Below are 17,885 nucleotides of genomic sequence, written 5' to 3'. Positions count from 1 at the left end.
TCCATTTTCCCACTGATTCGGGGTTTTTCCAAACTCGCATGCCCGGCGACCGCGTGTGCCGCGGCCGCCGGGGATCTGCTACGCGCGAGGCTCGCCGGTGGCCAGGGTGCTGTGCTTGACGCTGTAGGTGAAGTACAGGGTGAGGGCCAGCGCCAGCCAGATCGCGAACATCAGGTACGTGCTCCACGGCAGCTGGGAGATCAGGTAGACGCAGGCCGCGATGCTCAGCGCCGGGACCACCGGGCCGCCCGGGGCGCGGAAGCCGCGGTCGAGGTCCGGGCGGGTGCGGCGGAGGATCACCACGCCCGCGGAGACGACGGTGAACGCCACCAGAGTGCCCATGCTGGTCAGGTTCGCCAGCGTGTTCAGCGGCACCACCGCCGCCAGCAGGCCGACGAACAGCGAGACGATCAGCGTGTTGTGCACCGGGGTCCGGCGGCGCGGGTGGACGGTGTGGAAGACCTTCGGGACCATGCCGTCGCGGCCCATCGAGAACAGGATCCGGGTCTGGCCGTAGATCGTGGTCAGCGTGACGCCGAAGATCGACACCACACCGCCGGCGGCGAGCACGATGGCGGGCCAGCCGGAACCGGTCAGGTCGCCCAGGATCGCCGCCAGGCCCGCCTGCTGGCCCTCGAACCGCTGCCACGGCTGCGCGCCGATGCCTGCGATGGCCACCAGGAGGTAGATGGAGGTGACGATCACGACGCACCAGAACAGCGCCAGCGGCAGCGTCCGCCGCGGGTTGCGCACCTCCTCGCCGGCGGTGGAGACGGTGTCCATGCCGATGTAGGAGAAGAACACCATGGAGGCGGCGGCACCGACCCCGGCCGCGCCGAACGGGGCGAAGGGCTGGGCGTTCTCGGCGTTGAACGCGGTGAAGGCCACCGCGACGAACAGCAGCAGCACGGCGAGCTTGATGCACACCGTGATCGCGTTGATCGTCGCGGACTCCTTCGCGCCGCGCACCAGCAGCAGGCAGCAGGCGGTGACCAGCACGGCGGCGGGCACGTTCAGGATCCCGCCCTCGCCGGGCGGGGCGCTGAACTCGGCGGGCAGCTGCCAGCCGGTGACGTCGCCGAGCAGCGCGTTGAGGTACTCGCCCCAGCCGACGGCCACCGCCGAGGCCGCCACCCCGTACTCCAGCAGCAGGCAGGCACCGACGATGAAGGCGATCAGCTCGCCCATCGTGGCGTAGGCGTAGGTGTAGGACGCACCGGACACCGGGATGGTGGAGGCGAGCTCGGCGTAGCAGAGCGCGGTGAGTGCCGCGGTGATGGCGGCCAGCACGAACGACACGACCACCGCGGGCCCGGCCTTGGGCACCGCCTCGTTGAGCACGATGAAGATCCCGGTGCCGACCGTGGAACCCACGCCGATCATGGTCAGCCGGAACACGCCCAGCGATCGGCGCAGCTCGCTGCCACCGCTGTCGGCGCCGCTCTCGGCGTTGAGCCGGCTGACCGGTTTGCGCCGCATCACCCGGCCCCAGCCGGAGGCGGGCGCGGTGGTGGGCGCGGAACCGGACATGCGTGCTCCCCTGGGACTTCCGACGTTGTTCGCAGCGGGAAAGATGGTGAAGCACCGGATTCCGCACCGCAGAACCGGGGCCGTCGAATTGCCGTTCGCGTTGCGGCCGAACTCTATTGACGGCAAATATCGTCGTCAACGAGGCCGAGCACGGCAAATTCTTCGCCTGTCGTAAAGTGCCTGCCGCTCATTTCCGGATCGCCCGAATGTGTGCCAGCGCACGGCCCGAATGGCCCGTTTCCGTCGCTATGCCGCAGTGGTCCCGTATGGGGCGCGCAGCGACTCCAGCATCCGCGCGAGCGCTGCCCACGTGTCGTCCAGATCCCCGGGCCTGCCCGACACCGCGAGCCACAGCGCGGCCTCGTTCATCGCGCCGGACAGCAGGTGGGCCAGCGGTGCCACCGGTTGGCGCGCGATCACGCCCGCCTCGATCAGCCCGGTGAGCGCTTCGGTCAGGTGATGGGCCGAGGCGGCCTCGTCCAGTGCGCGCCACTCGGTCCAGCCCAGCACTGCGGGGCCGTCGACGAGCATGATCCGCTGCGCGTCGGGATCGGTGCTCGCGGTGAGGAACGCCCGGCAGCCCGCGGTGAGCTGGGTCCACGGGTCGGCTTCGGCGTCGGCGGCCGCCGCCACCTGCTCCGCCACTTCGCGCTGCACCTGTTCCAGCACCGCGCGGAAGAGCGCGGCCTTGCTGTCGAAGTGGTGGTACAGCGCGCCTTTGGTGACTCCCGCGGTGCGCACGATCTCCGAGAGGCCCACCGCGCCGTAGCCCTTGGTCGCGAACAGCTGCCTGCTCTCGCGCAGCAGTGTTCGCCGGGTCTGCTCGCGCTGCTGCGCCCTGATGCCGTCGGCCATCGTGCTCCTCCCGCTGTTGACATACCGATGGTACGCCAAATAAGTTTCGCCTACCGACGGTATGTCAAAGGAGATGCCCATGATGCTGACCAGCTTCTACCCGGTCCTCTGCACGGCGCGGCTGCAGGAGTCCCGCGACTTCTACACCGGGCTGCTGGGCTTCGAGACGACGTTCGAGGCCGACTGGTACGTGAGCCTTCGGCGGCCCGGCCCGCCGTGCAGCGAGCTCGCGCTGCTCGACGGCACCCACCCGACGCTGCCCGCCGCCTACCGCAAGAACGCCCAGGGCGTGCTGCTCAACTTCGAGGTGGCCGACGTCGACGCGGAGTGGGACCGGCTGGTCGTCCGCGGCGGGCTGCCGGCCGAGCTCGAACTGCGCAGCGAGGACTTCGGGCAGCGGCACTTCATCGTGTCCGACCCGAACGGCGTCCTGATCGACGTCATCACGCCCATCGAGCCGACGGAGGAGTTCGCCGAGCAGTACGTCTGACCGGTCAGGTGCGAACGGGTCGGGCGCTGGGCTGCGGCTTGCCGAGATGGGCCGGGATGGCCGCGATCGCCGCCAGGCTGATCAGGTTCACCAGGACGATGTAGCCGGAGATCGCCGCTGTGGTGCCGAAGGCGCTGTAGAGCGCGGTGCACACGATCGGCGCGAAGCCGCCGCCGAGCACTGCGCCGAGCGAGTAGGACAGCGAAGCGCCGGAGTAGCGCCACTCGGGGCTGAACAGCTCGGTGAACAGCGCTGCCTGCGGCGCGTAGGTGGCGGACACCCCGATCACGTAGACCGCCTGCGCGACCAGCACCAGCAGGGCGCTGCCGGTGTCGATCAGCCAGAACAGCGGGAACGCCCAGAGCACGCTCAGCGCGGTGCCGATCAGGTAGACGTTGCGGCGGCCGATCCGGTCGGACATCGCGCCGAACACCGGAGTCAGCGCCAGCCACACCACCGAGCCCAGCGCCAGGTTCACCAGCACCACCTGCTGGCCCAGCCCGGCCTCGTCGACGCTGTAGCTGACCAGGTAGACCATGAAGATGTAGCCGAGCGTGTTGTTGCCGACGAAGGTGCCGACGGCGATCAGCAGCGCGGTCGGCTGCCTGCGCAGCACCTGGGCGAGCGGCATCCGCGCGCGGCGGTCCTGCGCGCGGACCTCCGCGAACACCGGGCTCTCCACCACCCGCAGCCGGATGTAGAGGCCGAGCAGCACCAGCAGGATGCTGAGCAGGAACGGGATCCGCCATCCCCAGGCGGTGAACTGCTGCTCGTCGACGGCCAGGCGCACCACCAGGAAGACCACTGTGGACAGCACCATGCCCAGCGGGGTGCCGACCTGGGCGTAGGAGCCGAACAGGCCGCGCCGGTGCGGTGGTGCGTGCTCGACGGCCATCAGCGCGGCGCCGCCCCACTCGCCGCCCGCGCTGATCCCCTGCAGCACGCGGCAGAGCACCAGCGCCAGCGGCGCCCACACGCCCCAGGCCTGGTAGTTCGGCAGCAGCCCGATGGCCACTGTCGAGCCGCCCATCACCAGCAGCGAGAACACCAGCATCGACTTGCGGCCGATGCGGTCGCCGAAGTGGCCCATCACCACGCCGCCCAGCGGGCGGGCGGCGAAGCCGATGGCCAGCGTGGAGAACGCGGCCAGCTTGCCCGCGGTGGGGGAGAGGTCGGGGAAGAACTGCGGGGCGAAGATCAGCGCCGAGGCGGTGCCGTAGAGGAAGTAGTCGTACCACTCGATGGTGGTGCCGACCATGCTGGCCAGTCGGGCGCGGCGCGCCTGCTCCGGGCTGCTCATGTGGTTCCGCCTCTTCGCTGAGGTCGTGATTGCCTTGCGGGGGGCGCGATCTCGCGGGAACCGGGCGTTCCCGCGAGATCGCGCGCGATCAGGAGCGCTGCAGCTCGGCTTCGGTGACCACGCCCAGGCCGTCGGCCCCGACGTGCACGGTCTCCTCCGAGACCGGCGGGTGCACCAGCTCCTTCGGCGCGCCGTCCAGGCCGAGCGCGGTCGAGCCCTCGCGGTACCAGGAGGGCACGACGTCGTGGCCCCAGAAGTCGCGGCGGCGCGGGTCCTGCACGTCCCACCGGTAGGTCTGGTGGTCCGGGTCGCCGGTGTAGTAGTCGCTGGTGTAGAGCTCCAGGCGGTGCCCGTCCGGGTCGCGCAGGTACAGGTAGAAGGCGTTGGACACGCCGTGGCGGCCCGGCCCGCGCTCGATGTGCCCGTGGTCGGCGGTGGAGCCGAGGATGTCGCAGGCGCGCAGGATCTGGTGCGACTCCGGCACGAAGAAGGCGATGTGGTGCAGGCGCGGCCCGGCGCCGCCGGTGAAGGCGATGTCGTGCACGGTCGGCTTGCGGAACATCCACGCCGCGTAGATCTGGTCGGCGTCCTCGATGGTCTCGGAGGTGCGGAAGCCGAGCTCGGCGTAGAAGTCGTGCGCGGCCTGGACGTCCGGCGTCAGCACGTTGAAGTGGTCGATGCGCGAGGGTTCGGCGCCGCGCCGCAGGTCGTAGCGCTGCACGTGGCGCGGCCCCTGCTCGGCGTGGTGGAAGAACTCCACCGGGAAGCCGAACGGGTCCTCCACCCGCACCGCCTCGCCGATGCCGCGGGTGGTGCCCGCCGGGACGTCCTGGGTGGGCAGGCCCTTGGCGGCGAAGAAGTCCTTGGCGCGCTGGACGTCCTCGGGAGTGCGCACCCGGTAGGACAGCCGCCGCAGTCCGGCTTCCGGGCCCTTGCGCAGCACCAGGCTGTGGTGCAGGAACTCCTCGTAGCCGCGCAGGTAGATGACCTCGTCGTCCTCCTCGATGGCTTCGAAGCCGAGCGCGTCCACCCAGAACCACCGGGATCGCGCGAGGTCGGTGACGACCAGTTCGGCGTCCGCGGCGCGGACCACGTCGGGAGCGGGGACAGGCATGCGCACCTACCATGATCGTATATGATTGGCTTGCTGGCAGGTTAGACAGCCGCCTGCGCGCCGGTCAATAGTCCACCAGCGCGAACATGACCCCCGAACGCATATCACCTGATAGACGCCCCGAAGTCCTTTGGTGGTGCGCAATTTCAATGGAAATCACACGTCTGATTTCCATTGAAATTGCGTTGGGGGAGGTCGGGAGGTGCGTGGGTGTGGTTGACATCGTATCTGATTTGGGGTCATGATCTGGCCAGTCGAACGGGATGGGAGGCAACCGGTGCCGCACCCCCTCGGGCTCTCGCCCAGCAAGATCATCGCGGTGCACCTCAACTACCGCAGCCGGGCGCAAGAGCGCGGCCGGACGCCCCGCGAACCCTCCTACTTCCTCAAACCGCCGTCCTCGCTGGCCGCCGACGGGCAGCAGGCCGTCCGGCCGCGCGGCGCGGAGGCGCTGGGCGTGGAGGGCGAGATCGCCGTCATCATCGGCAAGCGGGCCCGCAACGTCCCGGTGGAAACCGCGGCCGAGCACATCGGCGGCATCGCGGCGGCCAACGACATCGGCTGCTACGACCTGCGCTACGCCGATCGCGGCTCGAACGTGCGCAGCAAGGGCACCGACGGCTACACCCCGGTCGGCCCCGCCGTCCTCGATCCGTCCGAAGTGGACCTGAAGGACCTGCGGATCCGATTATGGGTCAACGGAGAGCTCGTCCAGGACGACAACTCCGGCAACCTGCTGTTCGACTTCGAGCACCTGATCGCGGACCTGTCGCGCTCGCTGACCCTGGAACCCGGCGACATCATCCTCACCGGCACCCCTGCCGCACCGCCCATCGTGCAGCCCGGCGACGTCGTCGAGGTGGAGGTGGGCGAGAGCGGCAGGCTGCGCACCACCATCGTCGAGGCGGAGGAACCCATGAGCGGCCCGGGCGCGCTGCCCGCGCTGTCCGAGAAGGACCGCGAGGACGCCTTCGGCAAGCCCAGCGGGCTGGGCCTCCCGGAGGAGACCGAGCGGAACCTGCGCAGCGCCGCCACCGCGACGCTCTCCGCGCAGCTGCGCAAGCGCGGGATCCACCACGCCTTCATCGAATCCGTCCGGCCGGCCAAGCCCGGTTCCCGGATGCTCGGCCGCGCGCACACGCTGCGCTACCTGCCGCTGCGCGAGGACGTCTTCGCCAAGCGCGGCGGCGGTTACAACGCGCAGAAGTCCACCATCGACTCGATCCGGCCCGGCGAAGTGCTCGTCATCGACGCCCGCGGCGACGCCCACGCAGGCACGATCGGCGACATCCTCGCGCTGCGCGTCCAGCGGGCCGGCGGAACCGGGATCGTGACCGACGGCGGAGTGCGCGACAGCGGCTCCTTCGCCGACCTCGACATCCCCACCTACGCCGCCACGCAGCACGCCGCGGTCCTCGGCAACCGGCACGTGCCGTGGGAGGACAACGTGGCGGTGGCCTGCGGCGGCGCGCTGGTCGAGCCCGGCGACGTGCTCGTCGGCGACGACGACGGCGTGGTGGTCATCCCGCCGGGGCTGGCCGACGAGGTCGCCGCCGACGCCGTCGAGCAGGAGCGCCAGGAGCGGTTCATCTACCAGCAGGTCGACGCCGGGCACCGGGTCGAAGGCCTGTACCCGCTCAGCGGCGAGTGGAAGCAGCGGTACGAGCAGTGGCGGGGTGGCGAGGAGTGACGGCAGCGCAGGACGGGGCGGCGAGCTCCAAGTCCGAGATCGCCTACCAGCACCTCCGCGAGCGGATCGTGGCGCGCAGCCTCGTGCCGGGCGAGCGGCTGGTGCTGGAGCAGATCGCGCGCGAGCTGGACATGAGCGTGGTCCCGGTGCGGGAGGCCGTCCGCCGCCTGGAAGCCGAGGGCTACGTCGACTACCAGCGCAACGTGGGCGCCCAGGTCGCCTCGATCGACCCGGGCCAGTACCTCAGCAGCATGGAAACGCTCGCGCTGCTGGAAGGTTTCGCCACCGCTTCGGGTGCGGCGCGGATCAGCGCGGCGGAGCTGGACCGGGCGCGGGAGCTCAACCAGGAGCTCAAGCGCAAGGCCGAGCAGGGCGACGCCCGCGCCTACACCGAGCTCAACCGGGAGTTCCACCGCACGCTGTGCGGGGCCAGCGCGAACGCGCACCTGCTGGGCCTGCTGGAGCGGGAGTGGTCGCGGCTGGACCTGATCCGCCGCTCCAGCTTCGCGCTGGTGCCCGCCCGCTACACCGAGTCCTACGCCGAGCACGAGGCACTGCTGCAGCTGGTCTCCTGCGGGGCGGCGGAGTCGATCGTGGAGAACTTCGCGCGGGAGCACACGCTGCGCACCGCCCGCGCTGCCGTGGCCGCGCTGCGGTCCGCCGAGGAAGGGGAGAAGTCATGAAGTTCCGCGCCGACCCGTCGCAGGTCAGGGGCTCGATCGCGCCGGTCGTCACACCGTTCACCGCCGACGGCGAGCTGGACGAGGCGGGCCTGCGCAACCTGGTCCGCTGGCAGCTGACCAACGGTTCGCACGGCATCTCCAGCGGCGGCTCCACCGGCGAGCCCAGCGCGCAGACCCTCGCCGAGCGCAAGCGCTCGCTGGAGATCGTCGCCGCGGAGACCGCCGACCAGGTGCCGTTCCTGCCCGGCACCGGATCGGCCAAGCTCGACGAGACGCTGGAGCTGACCGGGTACGCCCGCGACCTCGGCGCCGACATCGCGCTGGTGATCACGCCCTACTACGCCCGCCCCACCCAGGAAGCGCTGTTCACCTGGTACTCGACCGTCGCCGCGGAGTACCCGGACCTGCCGATCGCGATCTACAACGTGCCCAGCCGCACCGCGGTCAGCGTCGATCCCGCCACGGTGGCCAGGCTGCGGCTCGCGCACGACAACATCGTCGGCATCAAGGAGACCACCAAGGACTTCGAGCACTTCTCGCACGTGCTCAAGGCCTGCGGCAAGGACTTCCTGATGTGGTCGGGCATCGAGCTGCTGTGCCTGCCGCTGCTGGCCATCGGCGGCATCGGGTTCGTCAGCGCGGTCGCCAACCTGGCGCCGAAGGCCGTCGCCGACATGTACCAGGCCTACGTCGACGGCAGGGTGGACGAGGCCATCGACCTGCACTACCGGCTGCACCCGCTGGTCGAGCTGGTGTTCACCGAGACCAACCCGGCGGCGGTCAAGGCGGTGCTGGCCGACCGCGGCCTGATCGCCAGCGACCACGTCCGCCCGCCGCTGATCCCGCTCACCGCCGACGGCCGCAACCGGATCGAACCGCTGCTGGCCGAGGGCGGCGACCTCATCCCCAGTTGAAGACTCGCGATTCCGGTGGAGATCGCGCGCCCGATCTCCACCGGGTCGCGTCCCGCGCACCTGACGACGTGGAGGACCCCCAGATGAGCAACGTGCCGGACGGCGTTCCCGAGCTGATCACCCACTACATCGGCGGTGAGCTGGTGCCCAGTGCCGGTGGGCAGACCTTCGGGGTGCTGGAGCCCGCGACCAACACCGAGTACACCCGCGCCGCCGCCGGTCAGGCCGCCGACGTCGACCGGGCGGTCGCGGCGGCCGCGGCGGCGTTCCGGGACAGCGGGTGGGCCGACATGCGCAACCGCGCCCGCGCGAACGTGCTCAACCGCATCGCCGACGGCATCGAGGCGCGCGGCGAGCGGATCGCGCAGTGGGAGTCCTTCGACACCGGGCTGCCGATCGCGCAGGTCGAGCAGCAGGCCAAGCGCGCGGCCGAGAACTTCCGCTTCTTCGCCGATCTGATCGTGGTGCAGACCGAGGAGGCCTACCGGGTCGCCGACGTCCAGCTCAACTACGTGGTGCGCAAGCCCAAGGGCGTGGCCGGGCTGATCACCCCGTGGAACACGCCGTTCATGCTGGAGAGCTGGAAGCTGGCCCCGGCGCTGGCCTCCGGGTGCACCGTGGTGCTCAAGCCCGCCGAGTGGTCGCCGCTGTCGGTGAGCGTGCTGCCGGAGATCTTCGAAGAAGCGGGCGTGCCCGCCGGTGTGTTCAACGTCGTGCACGGCATCGGCGAGGAGGCCGGCGACGCGCTGGTCCGCCACCCGGACGTGCCGGTGCTGTCGTTCACCGGCGAGACCACCACCGGCAAGGTGATCATGCGCAACGCCGCCGACGGCCTGAAGGGCCTGTCGATGGAGCTGGGCGGCAAATCGCCGAACATCATCTTCGCGGACGCCGACCTCGACGCGGCGCTGGACAGCGCGATCTTCGGCGTGTTCTCGCTCAACGGCGAGCGCTGCACGGCGGGTTCGCGGGTGCTGGTGCACCGCAGCATCTACGACGACTTCGTGCGGCGGCTCGGGGAACGCGCCGAGCGCTTCCGGGTCGGGCTGCCCGCCGACCGCGGCACCGAGCTGGGCTGCCTGATCCACCCGGAGCACTTCGAGAAGGTCATCGGGCACGTGGAGAAGGCCAAGGCCGAGGGCGCGCGACTGGTGACCGGCGGCAAGCGGCCTGCGCACCTGCCGGAGGGCAACTTCCTGGAGCCGACGGTGTTCGCCGACGTCACCCCGGAGCACACCCTGTTCCGCGAGGAGGTGTTCGGCCCGGTGGTGGCGGTGACGCCGTTCGACGACGAGGCCGAGGCGATCCGGCTGGCCAACGACACCAAGTACGGCCTGGCGGCCTACGTCTGGACCAACGACCTCAAGCGCGGTCTGCGGGTGGCCAACCAGGTCGAGTCCGGGATGCTCTGGCTGAACTCGCACAACATCCGCGACCTGCGCACGCCCTTCGGCGGCATCAAGGCCAGCGGCGTCGGCCACGAGGGCGGCACCCGGAGCATCGACTTCTACACCGATCAGCGCATCGTGCACGCCTGGATCGCCGAGGGCGGCCTGCCGCACTTCGGCGGCACCCAGTAGCGCCAGCCGCCGCGTGGTCGAATGTGGGCGTCCCCGGCGGCCTCCGGTCCGGCCGCCGGGCTCCGCACGCGAAGGAGATGCGATCACGGACGCCGGTGTTGCCGACCTCCTGCGCCGCTCGGCGCCGAAGGTGCTCGTCGCGCTCGTGCGGCACCGCGGGCACGTCGACATCGCCGAGGACGCGGTGCAGGAAGCGCTGCTCGCCGCCACCGCGCAGTGGCCTGAGCAGGGCGTTCCGGCGAACCCGCTGAACTGGTTGATCACCGTCGCGTCCCGGCGGATGGTCGACCAGCTCCGCAGCGAGCAGGCGCGCAGGCGGCGCGAGAGCAACGCCGCGTCGATGGCCCTGCCCGACGAGCACATCGCCCCGCCCGCCGACGTCGGCGACGCGCACAGCGACGACGACACGCTCACCCTGCTCTTCCTGTGCTGCCATCCCGAGCTGTCCCCGGCATCGCAGGTGGCGCTGACGCTGCGGGCGGTCGGCGGGCTGAGCACCGCGCAGATCGCGCGGGCGTTCCTGGTGCCGGAACCGACGATGGCGCAGCGCATCAGCCGCGCCAAGCAGCGGATCAAGGCCACCGGCGCCCGGTTCGGCCTGCCTCCCGACGACGAGCGGGAAGAACGGCTGCGCGCCGTCCTGCACGTGCTGTACCTGATCTTCAACGAGGGCTACACCGCGACCTCCGGGCTCGACCTGCAGCGCGCCGAGCTCACCGCGGAAGCCATCCGGCTGACCCGCCTCGTGCACGGCGTGCTGGCCGACGACGGCGAGGTCTGCGGGCTGCTCGCGCTGATGCTGCTGTGCGAGGCTCGCCGCCCGGCCCGCACCGGTCCGGACGGCGAGCTCATCCCGCTGGCCGAGCAGGATCGCGGCGAGTGGGACCAGCAGCTCATCGCCGAGGGCGTCGAGCTGATCACCGGCGCCTTGACCCGCGCGCCGCTCGGCCCGTACCAGGTCCAAGCCGCGATCGCCGCCGTGCACGCCGAAGCGTCCCGCGCCGAGGACACCGACTGGCAGCAGGTGCTGGCGCTCTACGAGCTGCTGGAGAAGCTCGCCCCGAATCCGATGGCCGCCCTCAGCCGCGCGGTCGCCGCCGCGATGGTCCACGGCCCGGACACCGGACTGGCGCTGCTGGCACCGCTCAGCACCGACGGGAGGCTCAGCAAGCACCACCGGCTGCACGCGGTGCGGGCGCACCTGCTGGAGATGGCCGGTGACGTCCCCGGGGCCCGGGATTCGTACCTGCTGGCCGCCCGCCTGACCACGAGCCTGCCCGAACAGCGCTACCTCCGGAAGCGGGCCGCGCAGCTGCCCGACGACCAGCGGGCCTAGGGCGACCGCGAAACCGCCGCTCCGAATTCGCGCGCGCCGATGTCGAAGCCCGCTCGGCGGCTCCGACCTATGGTCGAGAGGCGCCGAAGGGGCGCCGGTCAGCACCGTCGACGGTGCGGAGGGGAACGGTCATGGGAAGCCCCGTGGTGCACTTCGAGATCATCGGGAAGGACCCGAGGAAGCTTCACGACTACTACGGCGAGCTGTTCGGCTGGCAGTTCCACGTGGGTGACGCGCTGAGCGAGGAGGTGTCCGCGCCGGGCCAGTACGGGTTCGTCGACGGCACCACCACCGGTGGCATCAACGGCGGCGTCGGCGGTGGCGCGGACCACGAGAGCCGGGTGCTCGTCTACATCGGCGTGCCGAAGGTCGAGGAGGCGCTGGCGAAGGCGGAGAGCCTCGGCGGAAAGCGCGTGCTGGGGCCGGTGAAGGCGCCCGACGGCGACTTCGTGGTCGGGCACTTCACCGACCCGGAGGGGAACCTGGTCGGCGTCGCGGGAAGCGAGTGACCGGAGTGAGGAGCCGACGGTGAAGTACCTGCTGCTGATCTACAGCAACCCGGAGAGCTGGGAGCACCCGATGTTCCTGCGGGACCCGGACTTCCTCGCGCTGCCGGAGGAGGAGCGCGCCGAGCTGACCCGGCAGGCCGAGGCGATGCACGCCGAGATCGTCGGATCGGGCGAGTTCGTCGGCGGCGAGGCGCTGGCCGACCCGCTCACCTCCAGGACGGTCCGGGTCCGCGACGGCGCGCTCGCGGCGACCGACGGCCCGTTCATCGAGACCAAGGAGCAGCTGGCCGGCTACCTCGTGGTCGACTGCGACAGCCCGGAGCGGGCGATCGAGATCGCCGCCCGGATCCCGGATGCGCGGTTCGCCGCGGTGGAAGTGCGCCCGGTGATGGAGGCTTCCGGCCCGGACGTGTGAGAGGAGCTGTTGGTCACGTCCGCCCCGCGCGGACGCGGTATCCGCTAAGGTGGGGTTCGGCACCGGTGGGCGTTTCGCCCGCCGACGACGGACTTGGCGGTGTCGGGCGAGTCGGCCGGAGTTCCCTCCCGCTCCGGTTCGCGGGCCCGGCGTTGCACCGCTCAGCTAGCCGAGCCGGTTCGAGGCGCCACCGAGAACCGCGCCCGGCTGTTCCGGGTGGTCAAAAGGGAGGGACGGCCCAGCCGTCTCGGCCGCCCGCGTGGAAGAGCCCGCTGACCCGAAGGTCAGCGGGTTTTTTCGCGTTCGGGGTGCGGTCGGCGCCCGCTGCGGGCACCGTGATCGTCGGGCGCGCGCGCGAAGCCGACGAAACAGACCACGCGGTTGATCTTGTCCGCGGCGCAAGCCCTATCATGGCCGCGCAGCAGTGGGAGGCGGGGAGGACCGTGCGCGGGGTCGACTATTACGAGCTGCTCGGCGTGCATCGCGATGCGACCGCCTCCGAGATCAAGTCCGCCTACCGGACGCTGGCCCGCACCATGCACCCCGACGTCGGTGGCACGGCGGGAACGTTCCGGCTGCTGCAGGAGGCCTACGAAACCCTCAACGACCCGGTGCGCCGCGCGCACTACGACGGTGGTGGCGAGCAGGAGCAGCAGCCGAGCCGCTCGCAGCCGGCCGCGCGCCGTCGTCGCCGGAACTTCGGCGACGACCCGAACTACGTGCCGCGGTTGCCCCGGCTGCGCCTGGACGACATCGCGTGGTGGGACGGCATCGACCCGGACGCGCGCATCCGCTACCTGCCGATGACCGGGCCGGAACGCGCCCCCACCCTCGCGCTGGTCGGCGGGTGGTCGTTGCTGCTGCTGGCCGGGCTGGCCGTCGAGCTGACCGCGGCGCTGCTGGCCGGCTGGCTGGCGCTGCTGGTGGCTGCCGGCGCGGTGATCCTCGTGCTGCTGCGCAGGCACATTCGCGCGCACCGGGCCGACCGGTCGTTCGCGGCGGAGTACGACAGCAGCCGGATCTACGGGCTGCGCGGCAGCACCGACCCGGAGGAGCGCGCGCAGCAGCTGACCGCCGAGCTGTGCGCCAAGTACCTCACCCGGCTTCCCGGGGTGCGGGTGTTCCACGGTCTGGCCTGGCCCGACTCGGTCTTCCAGGACGTCGACCACGCGGTGCTGTGCGGGCGGCGGCTGGTGCTGGTGGAGTCCAAGACCTGGCTGCCCGGCCACTACACGACCGACGAGGAAGGCACGCTGTGGCGCAACGGGCATCCCTTCCGCGGCGGTGCGACCCGCTTGGTGGAAGGCGTCGAGGCGTTCGAGGAACTGCTGCCCGGCGTCGAGGTGCGCGGTGCGGTGCTGATCTACCCGAGCCGCTCCGGTGAGGTGACCACCGTGGAGCAGGACGAGCAGGTCTCGCCGATGACTCCGGGCCAGTTCGTCCGGGAGATCGGCAGCTGGCTGGCGCAGGACCCGGCCACCGTCGACCGGGAGGCCTTCACCACCTTGCTCGACCAGGTGGTCACCGACTGACGGCGGTCACCGCGGATCCAGCAGTCCCCGCTCGTAGGCGGCGGCCACCGCGGCAGCGCGGTCCGGCACGCCGAGCTTGGCGTAGACGTGCAGCAGGTGGGTCTTCACCGTCGCCACGCTGATGTGCAGGTCGGCGGCCAGTTCCCGGTTGGTCCGGCCGCGCGCGAGGAGCCCGACGATCTCGCGCTCGCGGGCGCTCAGCGCGGTGTTCGCGGGCGCTGCCGGGCGGACGTTGCTGAGCAACCGGGCGGCGACCGGAGGCGAGAGGACGGACTCGTCGCGCACGGCGGCGCGCACCGCCCGGAACAACTCCTCGCGCGGCGTGTCCTTGAGCAGGTAGCCGATGGCGCCCGCCGCGATCGCGGGCAGCACGTCGGAATCGGTGTCGTGCGTGGTCAGCACCAGCACCCGCGCCGTCGCGGCCCGCTCCCGCAGCAGCCGGATCAGCTCGGCGCCGCTCGGGTCGGGCATCCGCAGATCGGTTAGCACCACGTCGGGCTTCACCGCGGCCACCACGGCCAGCGCTTCGGCGCCGCCGGCCGCCTCGCCGACCACCTCGAAATCCGGTTGGGTGCCGAGCATCGCCCGCAGCCCGTCGCGCACCACCGGGTGATCGTCGACGACCACCAGCTTCCACCGGTTCATCCGGCCACCTCTCCCACCGGGATTGCGATGCTGAGCGCGGTACCCGCGCCCGGCGCCGACTCGATCTCCACGGAACCGGCGAGCCGGCCCACCCGCTCGCGCAACGCGGTCAGCCCGAACCCGGAAGCGGCCTCGACGTCGAAACCGGCGCCGTCGTCGCGCACGTCCAGCACGACCAGACCGTCCATGTAGGACAGCGTAACGTCGACGCGCCCGGCTTGCGCGTGCCTGCCGATGTTGGACAGCGCTTCCTGCGCCGCGCGCAGCACCGCCACCTCGGCCTCCGGCGGCGCCGGGTGCGGCGTGCCGGTCACGGTGAACTCCGTTGGCACGCCGTGCTGTTCGCGCCACGACGCCGCGGTCCGCGCGACCGCTTCGGCGAGCCGGGCGTTCTCCAGCGGGCCCGGGCGCAGGGATTCGATCGAGCGGCGGACCTCGACCAGGCTGGTGCGGGCGAGCTGCCGGGCCTTGCCGAGCCGCTCGCGGACCGGATCGGCGGGGGAGAGCTCCTCGGCGGCTTCGAGCTGGGTGACGATGCCGGTCAGCCCCTGCGCGACGGTGTCGTGGATCTCGCGGGCCATCCGGGCGCGTTCTTCGGCCGTCCCAGCGGCTTTCGCGCGCTCGACCAGCACCTGGTGCAGCCGTGCGTTCTCGGCGGCCATCGCGACCAGCCGGCTGTGGGCCTCGCGCCGCCGGATCGCTTCGCGCTCCATCACCCGGATCGTCCAGCCGATCAGCGCGGCCAGCGGCGTGGCGGTCGCGAGGTTGCCCAGCGTCACCGGCACGTCCGTTCCCGGCGCCATCAGCCAGATCCCGCTGGTGGCCGCCACACCGATGTAGGCCGTCCAGCCGGGCAGCGTGACGAACGCGAGTACGTAGCAGGCCGGGACGAACAGCTGGAAAGCGCTGCTGCGCCCGACCAGGAGCACAGTCGTGGCCAGCAGCCCGGCGAAGTACAGGGCCATCAGCCAGGTCCTGCGCTCGCACCACTGGGGGTGCGCCACCACGAACCACCAGTGCCACACCCCGAGCCCGGCCGCGATGGCCAGCGTGATCAGGTGGTGCTGCCAGCCCGACGCGTCGAACAGCGAAACAGCCGCAGCCGGACCGAGCAGTCCGTACGGTGCGAGCGCCCACACCTTGTTCCAGCGCTGCTCCCGCTGGATGTACTGCTGCTCCTCCACCGATGTCACGCCGCTCAGTCTGGCAGGTCAGCTGCGGCGGACCAGGCGGCGCAGCAACACCTCGGCCGGGCCGGGTTTGCCCGCGCGCCGCAGGATTTCGGCCAGCAGCACCGAGGCCAGCCAGGTGCCCAGCGCCAGCAGCGCGACCTCGGCGGAGCCCAGCGTCGCGCCCAGGCCCAGCGTGAAGGGCAGCAGCAGCGCCGAGAACACCACGGACTGGAACAGGTAGCAGCTCAGCGAACGCTGCCCGCAGGCGCTGATCGCCCGGACCACCGGGCCGCGCCGGGCGTCCAGCCGCAGCGCCAGCAGTCCGATCAGCGCGGCGTAGCCGAGGCCTCCGGCGACGCCGGTCACGGCGTGCGCGGCGGAAGCGGCCCACGCGGCGGTGAGGCTCCCCGGTGTCCAGAAACCGCCGACGGCAAGGCCCAGCGGCAGCCCGCCGAGCACCGCGACGGTGAGCCCGCCGACCGCGACGCGGACCAGAGTGGCGCGGTACCGCGCCGGATCCGCCAGCATTCCGCGCCGCCCGATGCAGATGCCGACGAGCGCCGCGCTCAGCACGCCGAGCATCCCGAACGGCATCATCAGCCATTCCAGCGGGCGGAGGGCAACGGCCTCCAGCGGCGAATCGACCGCGAAGGACCAGAAGTAGGACCGCTGGTCCCCGGTCGGGGACATCGAGTTGACGGCGCCCTGGACCACGGCCACGACGACCAGCCAGCACCCGGCGGTGATCAGCAGCGTGCGCTCCCGGATCCGGGTCGACGCGGCGATCGCGAAGCCCACCACCGCGTAGAGGCCCAGCACGTCACCGGGGAACAGCAGCACCGCGTGGACCAGCCCGAACGCCAGCATCCACCAGCACCTCTGGCGCAGGACCCCGGGCCCGGAGCGCCGCAGCACCTGCACCGCGCCGGCGGCGAAGAGGGCGGCGAACATCGGGTAGGCGCGCCCGTCGGCGAGAACCGTCAGCAGCGCGCTGGTGATGCGGTCGAGCAGCCCGTGCTCGACGATGTGCTGCTTGAGGCCGTACGGGCGGTCGTAGAGGTAGATCGCCGAGTTGACCAGCGCGATCAGCGCGAGCATCGCGCCGCGGGCGAGGTCCGGGGCGAGGGAGCGTTCCTGGTGGACCGGGCTCGTGCCGGTCAAGGTCGAGGACATGGCTTCGACGATGCTCGCAGGAGGGACCGCCGGGTATCGGTGGACCGGTCGGTCGGCGATCTCCACCACCGCATCCACCGCATCCACCAGTTGGTCGATGCGCGAGCTGATCCGGCCGGGCTACGGTGTTGATCTTGACCTGGGGGACGCACGTGCGATCAGACCGGCCCGGCGCGACCATGTGCCGGTCGGCAGAGATCCGGTCAGAGGAGTGCCACGGTGACCAATCCGCACCAGAACGTCAGCTTCCCCAGCAACGGGCGCACCGCGCACGGCTACCTGGCGACGCCGTCGGGCAGCGGCCCCGGCGTGGTGGTGATCCAGGAGTGGTGGGGGCTGACCGACCACGTCGCGGACGTGGTGGACCGGCTGGCGGCGGAGGGGTTCGTCGCGCTGGCCCCGGACCTCTACGGCGGGCGCACCACGCACGACGGGAAGGAAGCGGCGCGGCTGATGCAGGAGCTGCCGGTCGACCGCGCGGCCCGCGACCTCGCCGGTGCGGTCGACTTCCTGCTGGGGCACGAGCAGGTGAGCGGTTCGTCGGTCGGCGCGGTCGGGTTCTGCATGGGCGGGAAGTTCGCGATCGTGCTCGGCGCGCAGCAGGGCGAGCGGGTCGGCGCGGTGGTGCCGTTCTACGGCCTGCCGTCGGTGACCGAGACGGACTTCTCCGGACTCACCGCGCCGATGCTGTGCCACTTCGGCGAGTACGACCGCACGATCAGCGTGGACGCGGTCGGCGAGCTGCGGGACAAGGTGCAGCAGCAGTCAGCGGTCCGCCCGCAGATCTACTTCTACCCGGCGGGCCACGCCTTCTTCAACGACCAGAACCCGGCCTCCTACCACGAGGAATCGGCCCGCACGGCCTGGCCGCGAACCCTCGACTTCCTGCGTCGCCACCTCACCTGATCGAGCCCGCCCCGCGCTCCGGCGGTGTGGTCGGCGGGCTC

Annotated in this window: 17 protein-coding genes; 10 read left to right on the top strand and 7 right to left on the bottom strand. The window is 71.4% G+C overall.

The features are described from left to right. Positions 1-78: 78 nt before the first annotated feature. Positions 79-1,530: an amino acid permease gene (locus C4T78_RS12440; protein ID WP_218161717.1), complete on the bottom strand. Its 1,452-nt coding sequence runs from the start codon at positions 1,528-1,530 to the stop codon at positions 79-81. Between the two features lie 246 nt (positions 1,531-1,776). Further along, positions 1,777-2,385 (bottom strand): TetR/AcrR family transcriptional regulator, encoded by a 609-nt coding sequence (locus C4T78_RS12435; protein WP_093357349.1) that lies wholly within the window; start codon positions 2,383-2,385, stop codon positions 1,777-1,779. A gap of 79 nt (positions 2,386-2,464) precedes the next feature. Between C4T78_RS12435 and C4T78_RS12430 the strand changes: the two genes are divergently transcribed. Beyond that, entirely contained in the window at positions 2,465-2,875 is a 411-nt protein-coding gene (locus C4T78_RS12430; protein WP_093357348.1) for a VOC family protein, read from the top strand. Between the two features lie 4 nt (positions 2,876-2,879). Here C4T78_RS12430 and C4T78_RS12425 read toward each other — a convergent pair whose 3' ends face one another. Together C4T78_RS12425 and hpaD are read right to left on the bottom strand one after the other, a co-directional pair. Then, positions 2,880-4,175, bottom strand: a complete 1,296-nt coding sequence (locus C4T78_RS12425; protein WP_093357346.1) for an MFS transporter — start codon at positions 4,173-4,175, stop codon at positions 2,880-2,882. Between the two features lie 88 nt (positions 4,176-4,263). After that, positions 4,264-5,289: a 3,4-dihydroxyphenylacetate 2,3-dioxygenase gene (gene hpaD, locus C4T78_RS12420; protein WP_093357345.1), complete on the bottom strand. Its 1,026-nt coding sequence runs from the start codon at positions 5,287-5,289 to the stop codon at positions 4,264-4,266. A 277-nt stretch (positions 5,290-5,566) separates the two neighbouring features. Between hpaD and C4T78_RS12415 the strand changes: the two genes are divergently transcribed. The 8 genes from C4T78_RS12415 to C4T78_RS12380 all read left to right on the top strand — a co-directional run bounded on the left by C4T78_RS12415 (position 5,567) and on the right by C4T78_RS12380 (position 13,948). Then, on the top strand, positions 5,567-6,979 hold the full coding sequence (locus tag C4T78_RS12415) for a fumarylacetoacetate hydrolase family protein (RefSeq protein ID WP_093357343.1): 1,413 nt from the start codon (positions 5,567-5,569) through the stop codon (positions 6,977-6,979). Beyond that, positions 6,976-7,662 carry a GntR family transcriptional regulator gene (locus C4T78_RS12410; protein ID WP_093156999.1) on the top strand — a complete coding sequence of 229 codons (687 nt, stop codon included), beginning with the start codon at positions 6,976-6,978 and terminating at the stop codon, positions 7,660-7,662. Before C4T78_RS12415 ends, C4T78_RS12410 begins: the two co-directional genes overlap by 4 nt. After that, positions 7,659-8,576, top strand: coding sequence for a 4-hydroxy-tetrahydrodipicolinate synthase (gene dapA, locus C4T78_RS12405; protein WP_093357342.1), 918 nt, complete (start codon positions 7,659-7,661; stop codon positions 8,574-8,576). The genes C4T78_RS12410 and dapA overlap by 4 nt, the downstream gene beginning before the upstream one ends. Before the next feature lie 83 nt (positions 8,577-8,659). Next, entirely contained in the window at positions 8,660-10,156 is a 1,497-nt protein-coding gene (gene hpaE, locus C4T78_RS12400; protein WP_093357341.1) for a 5-carboxymethyl-2-hydroxymuconate semialdehyde dehydrogenase, read from the top strand. Between the two features lie 82 nt (positions 10,157-10,238). After that, positions 10,239-11,492 carry an RNA polymerase sigma factor gene (locus C4T78_RS12395; protein ID WP_093357447.1) on the top strand — a complete coding sequence of 418 codons (1,254 nt, stop codon included), beginning with the start codon at positions 10,239-10,241 and terminating at the stop codon, positions 11,490-11,492. A gap of 131 nt (positions 11,493-11,623) precedes the next feature. Further along, on the top strand, positions 11,624-12,001 hold the full coding sequence (locus C4T78_RS12390; RefSeq protein WP_093357339.1) for a VOC family protein: 378 nt from the start codon (positions 11,624-11,626) through the stop codon (positions 11,999-12,001). A gap of 19 nt (positions 12,002-12,020) precedes the next feature. Further along, complete coding sequence (locus tag C4T78_RS12385) at positions 12,021-12,416, top strand: YciI family protein (protein ID WP_093357338.1); 396 nt, start codon at positions 12,021-12,023, stop codon at positions 12,414-12,416. A 443-nt stretch (positions 12,417-12,859) separates the two neighbouring features. Continuing rightward, positions 12,860-13,948, top strand: a complete 1,089-nt coding sequence (locus tag C4T78_RS12380) for a J domain-containing protein (RefSeq protein ID WP_093357446.1) — start codon at positions 12,860-12,862, stop codon at positions 13,946-13,948. A gap of 6 nt (positions 13,949-13,954) precedes the next feature. Here the strand turns inward: C4T78_RS12380 and C4T78_RS12375 are convergent, their stop codons facing one another. The 3 genes from C4T78_RS12375 to C4T78_RS12365 are packed head-to-tail and all read right to left on the bottom strand — an operon-like array spanning position 13,955 to position 16,938. Next, positions 13,955-14,593: a response regulator gene (locus C4T78_RS12375; protein ID WP_093357337.1), complete on the bottom strand. Its 639-nt coding sequence runs from the start codon at positions 14,591-14,593 to the stop codon at positions 13,955-13,957. Next, a complete protein-coding gene (locus C4T78_RS12370; RefSeq protein WP_103908116.1) occupies positions 14,590-15,786 on the bottom strand; it encodes a sensor histidine kinase in 1,197 nt (398 codons plus the stop codon). Before C4T78_RS12370 ends, C4T78_RS12375 begins: the two co-directional genes overlap by 4 nt. 18 nt (positions 15,787-15,804) lie before the next feature. Beyond that, positions 15,805-16,938, bottom strand: coding sequence for a DUF418 domain-containing protein (locus C4T78_RS12365; RefSeq protein ID WP_093357444.1), 1,134 nt, complete (start codon positions 16,936-16,938; stop codon positions 15,805-15,807). A gap of 219 nt (positions 16,939-17,157) precedes the next feature. Between C4T78_RS12365 and C4T78_RS12360 the strand changes: the two genes are divergently transcribed. Then, positions 17,158-17,844, top strand: coding sequence for a dienelactone hydrolase family protein (locus C4T78_RS12360; protein ID WP_093357334.1), 687 nt, complete (start codon positions 17,158-17,160; stop codon positions 17,842-17,844). The last annotated feature ends 41 nt before the right edge of the window (positions 17,845-17,885 follow it).

The organism is Saccharopolyspora kobensis (genome assembly GCF_900108315.1).
GTDB lineage: Bacteria > Actinomycetota > Actinomycetes > Mycobacteriales > Pseudonocardiaceae > Saccharopolyspora > Saccharopolyspora kobensis.
Note: the sequence above shows the minus strand (reverse complement) of the source record. Positions and strands in the feature narration are given on the sequence as shown.

Coding starts and splice junctions, on each gene's coding strand:
- C4T78_RS12440 (WP_218161717.1), bottom strand. CDS start 1,530: ATGTCCGGTTCCGCGCCCACCACCGCGCCCGCCTCCGGCTGGGGCCGG.
- C4T78_RS12435 (WP_093357349.1), bottom strand. CDS start 2,385: ATGGCCGACGGCATCAGGGCGCAGCAGCGCGAGCAGACCCGGCGAACA.
- C4T78_RS12430 (WP_093357348.1), top strand. CDS start 2,465: ATGATGCTGACCAGCTTCTACCCGGTCCTCTGCACGGCGCGGCTGCAG.
- C4T78_RS12425 (WP_093357346.1), bottom strand. CDS start 4,175: ATGAGCAGCCCGGAGCAGGCGCGCCGCGCCCGACTGGCCAGCATGGTC.
- hpaD (WP_093357345.1), bottom strand. CDS start 5,289: ATGCCTGTCCCCGCTCCCGACGTGGTCCGCGCCGCGGACGCCGAACTG.
- dapA (WP_093357342.1), top strand. CDS start 7,659: ATGAAGTTCCGCGCCGACCCGTCGCAGGTCAGGGGCTCGATCGCGCCG.
- hpaE (WP_093357341.1), top strand. CDS start 8,660: ATGAGCAACGTGCCGGACGGCGTTCCCGAGCTGATCACCCACTACATC.
- C4T78_RS12390 (WP_093357339.1), top strand. CDS start 11,624: ATGGGAAGCCCCGTGGTGCACTTCGAGATCATCGGGAAGGACCCGAGG.
- C4T78_RS12375 (WP_093357337.1), bottom strand. CDS start 14,593: ATGAACCGGTGGAAGCTGGTGGTCGTCGACGATCACCCGGTGGTGCGC.
- C4T78_RS12365 (WP_093357444.1), bottom strand. CDS start 16,938: ATGTCCTCGACCTTGACCGGCACGAGCCCGGTCCACCAGGAACGCTCC.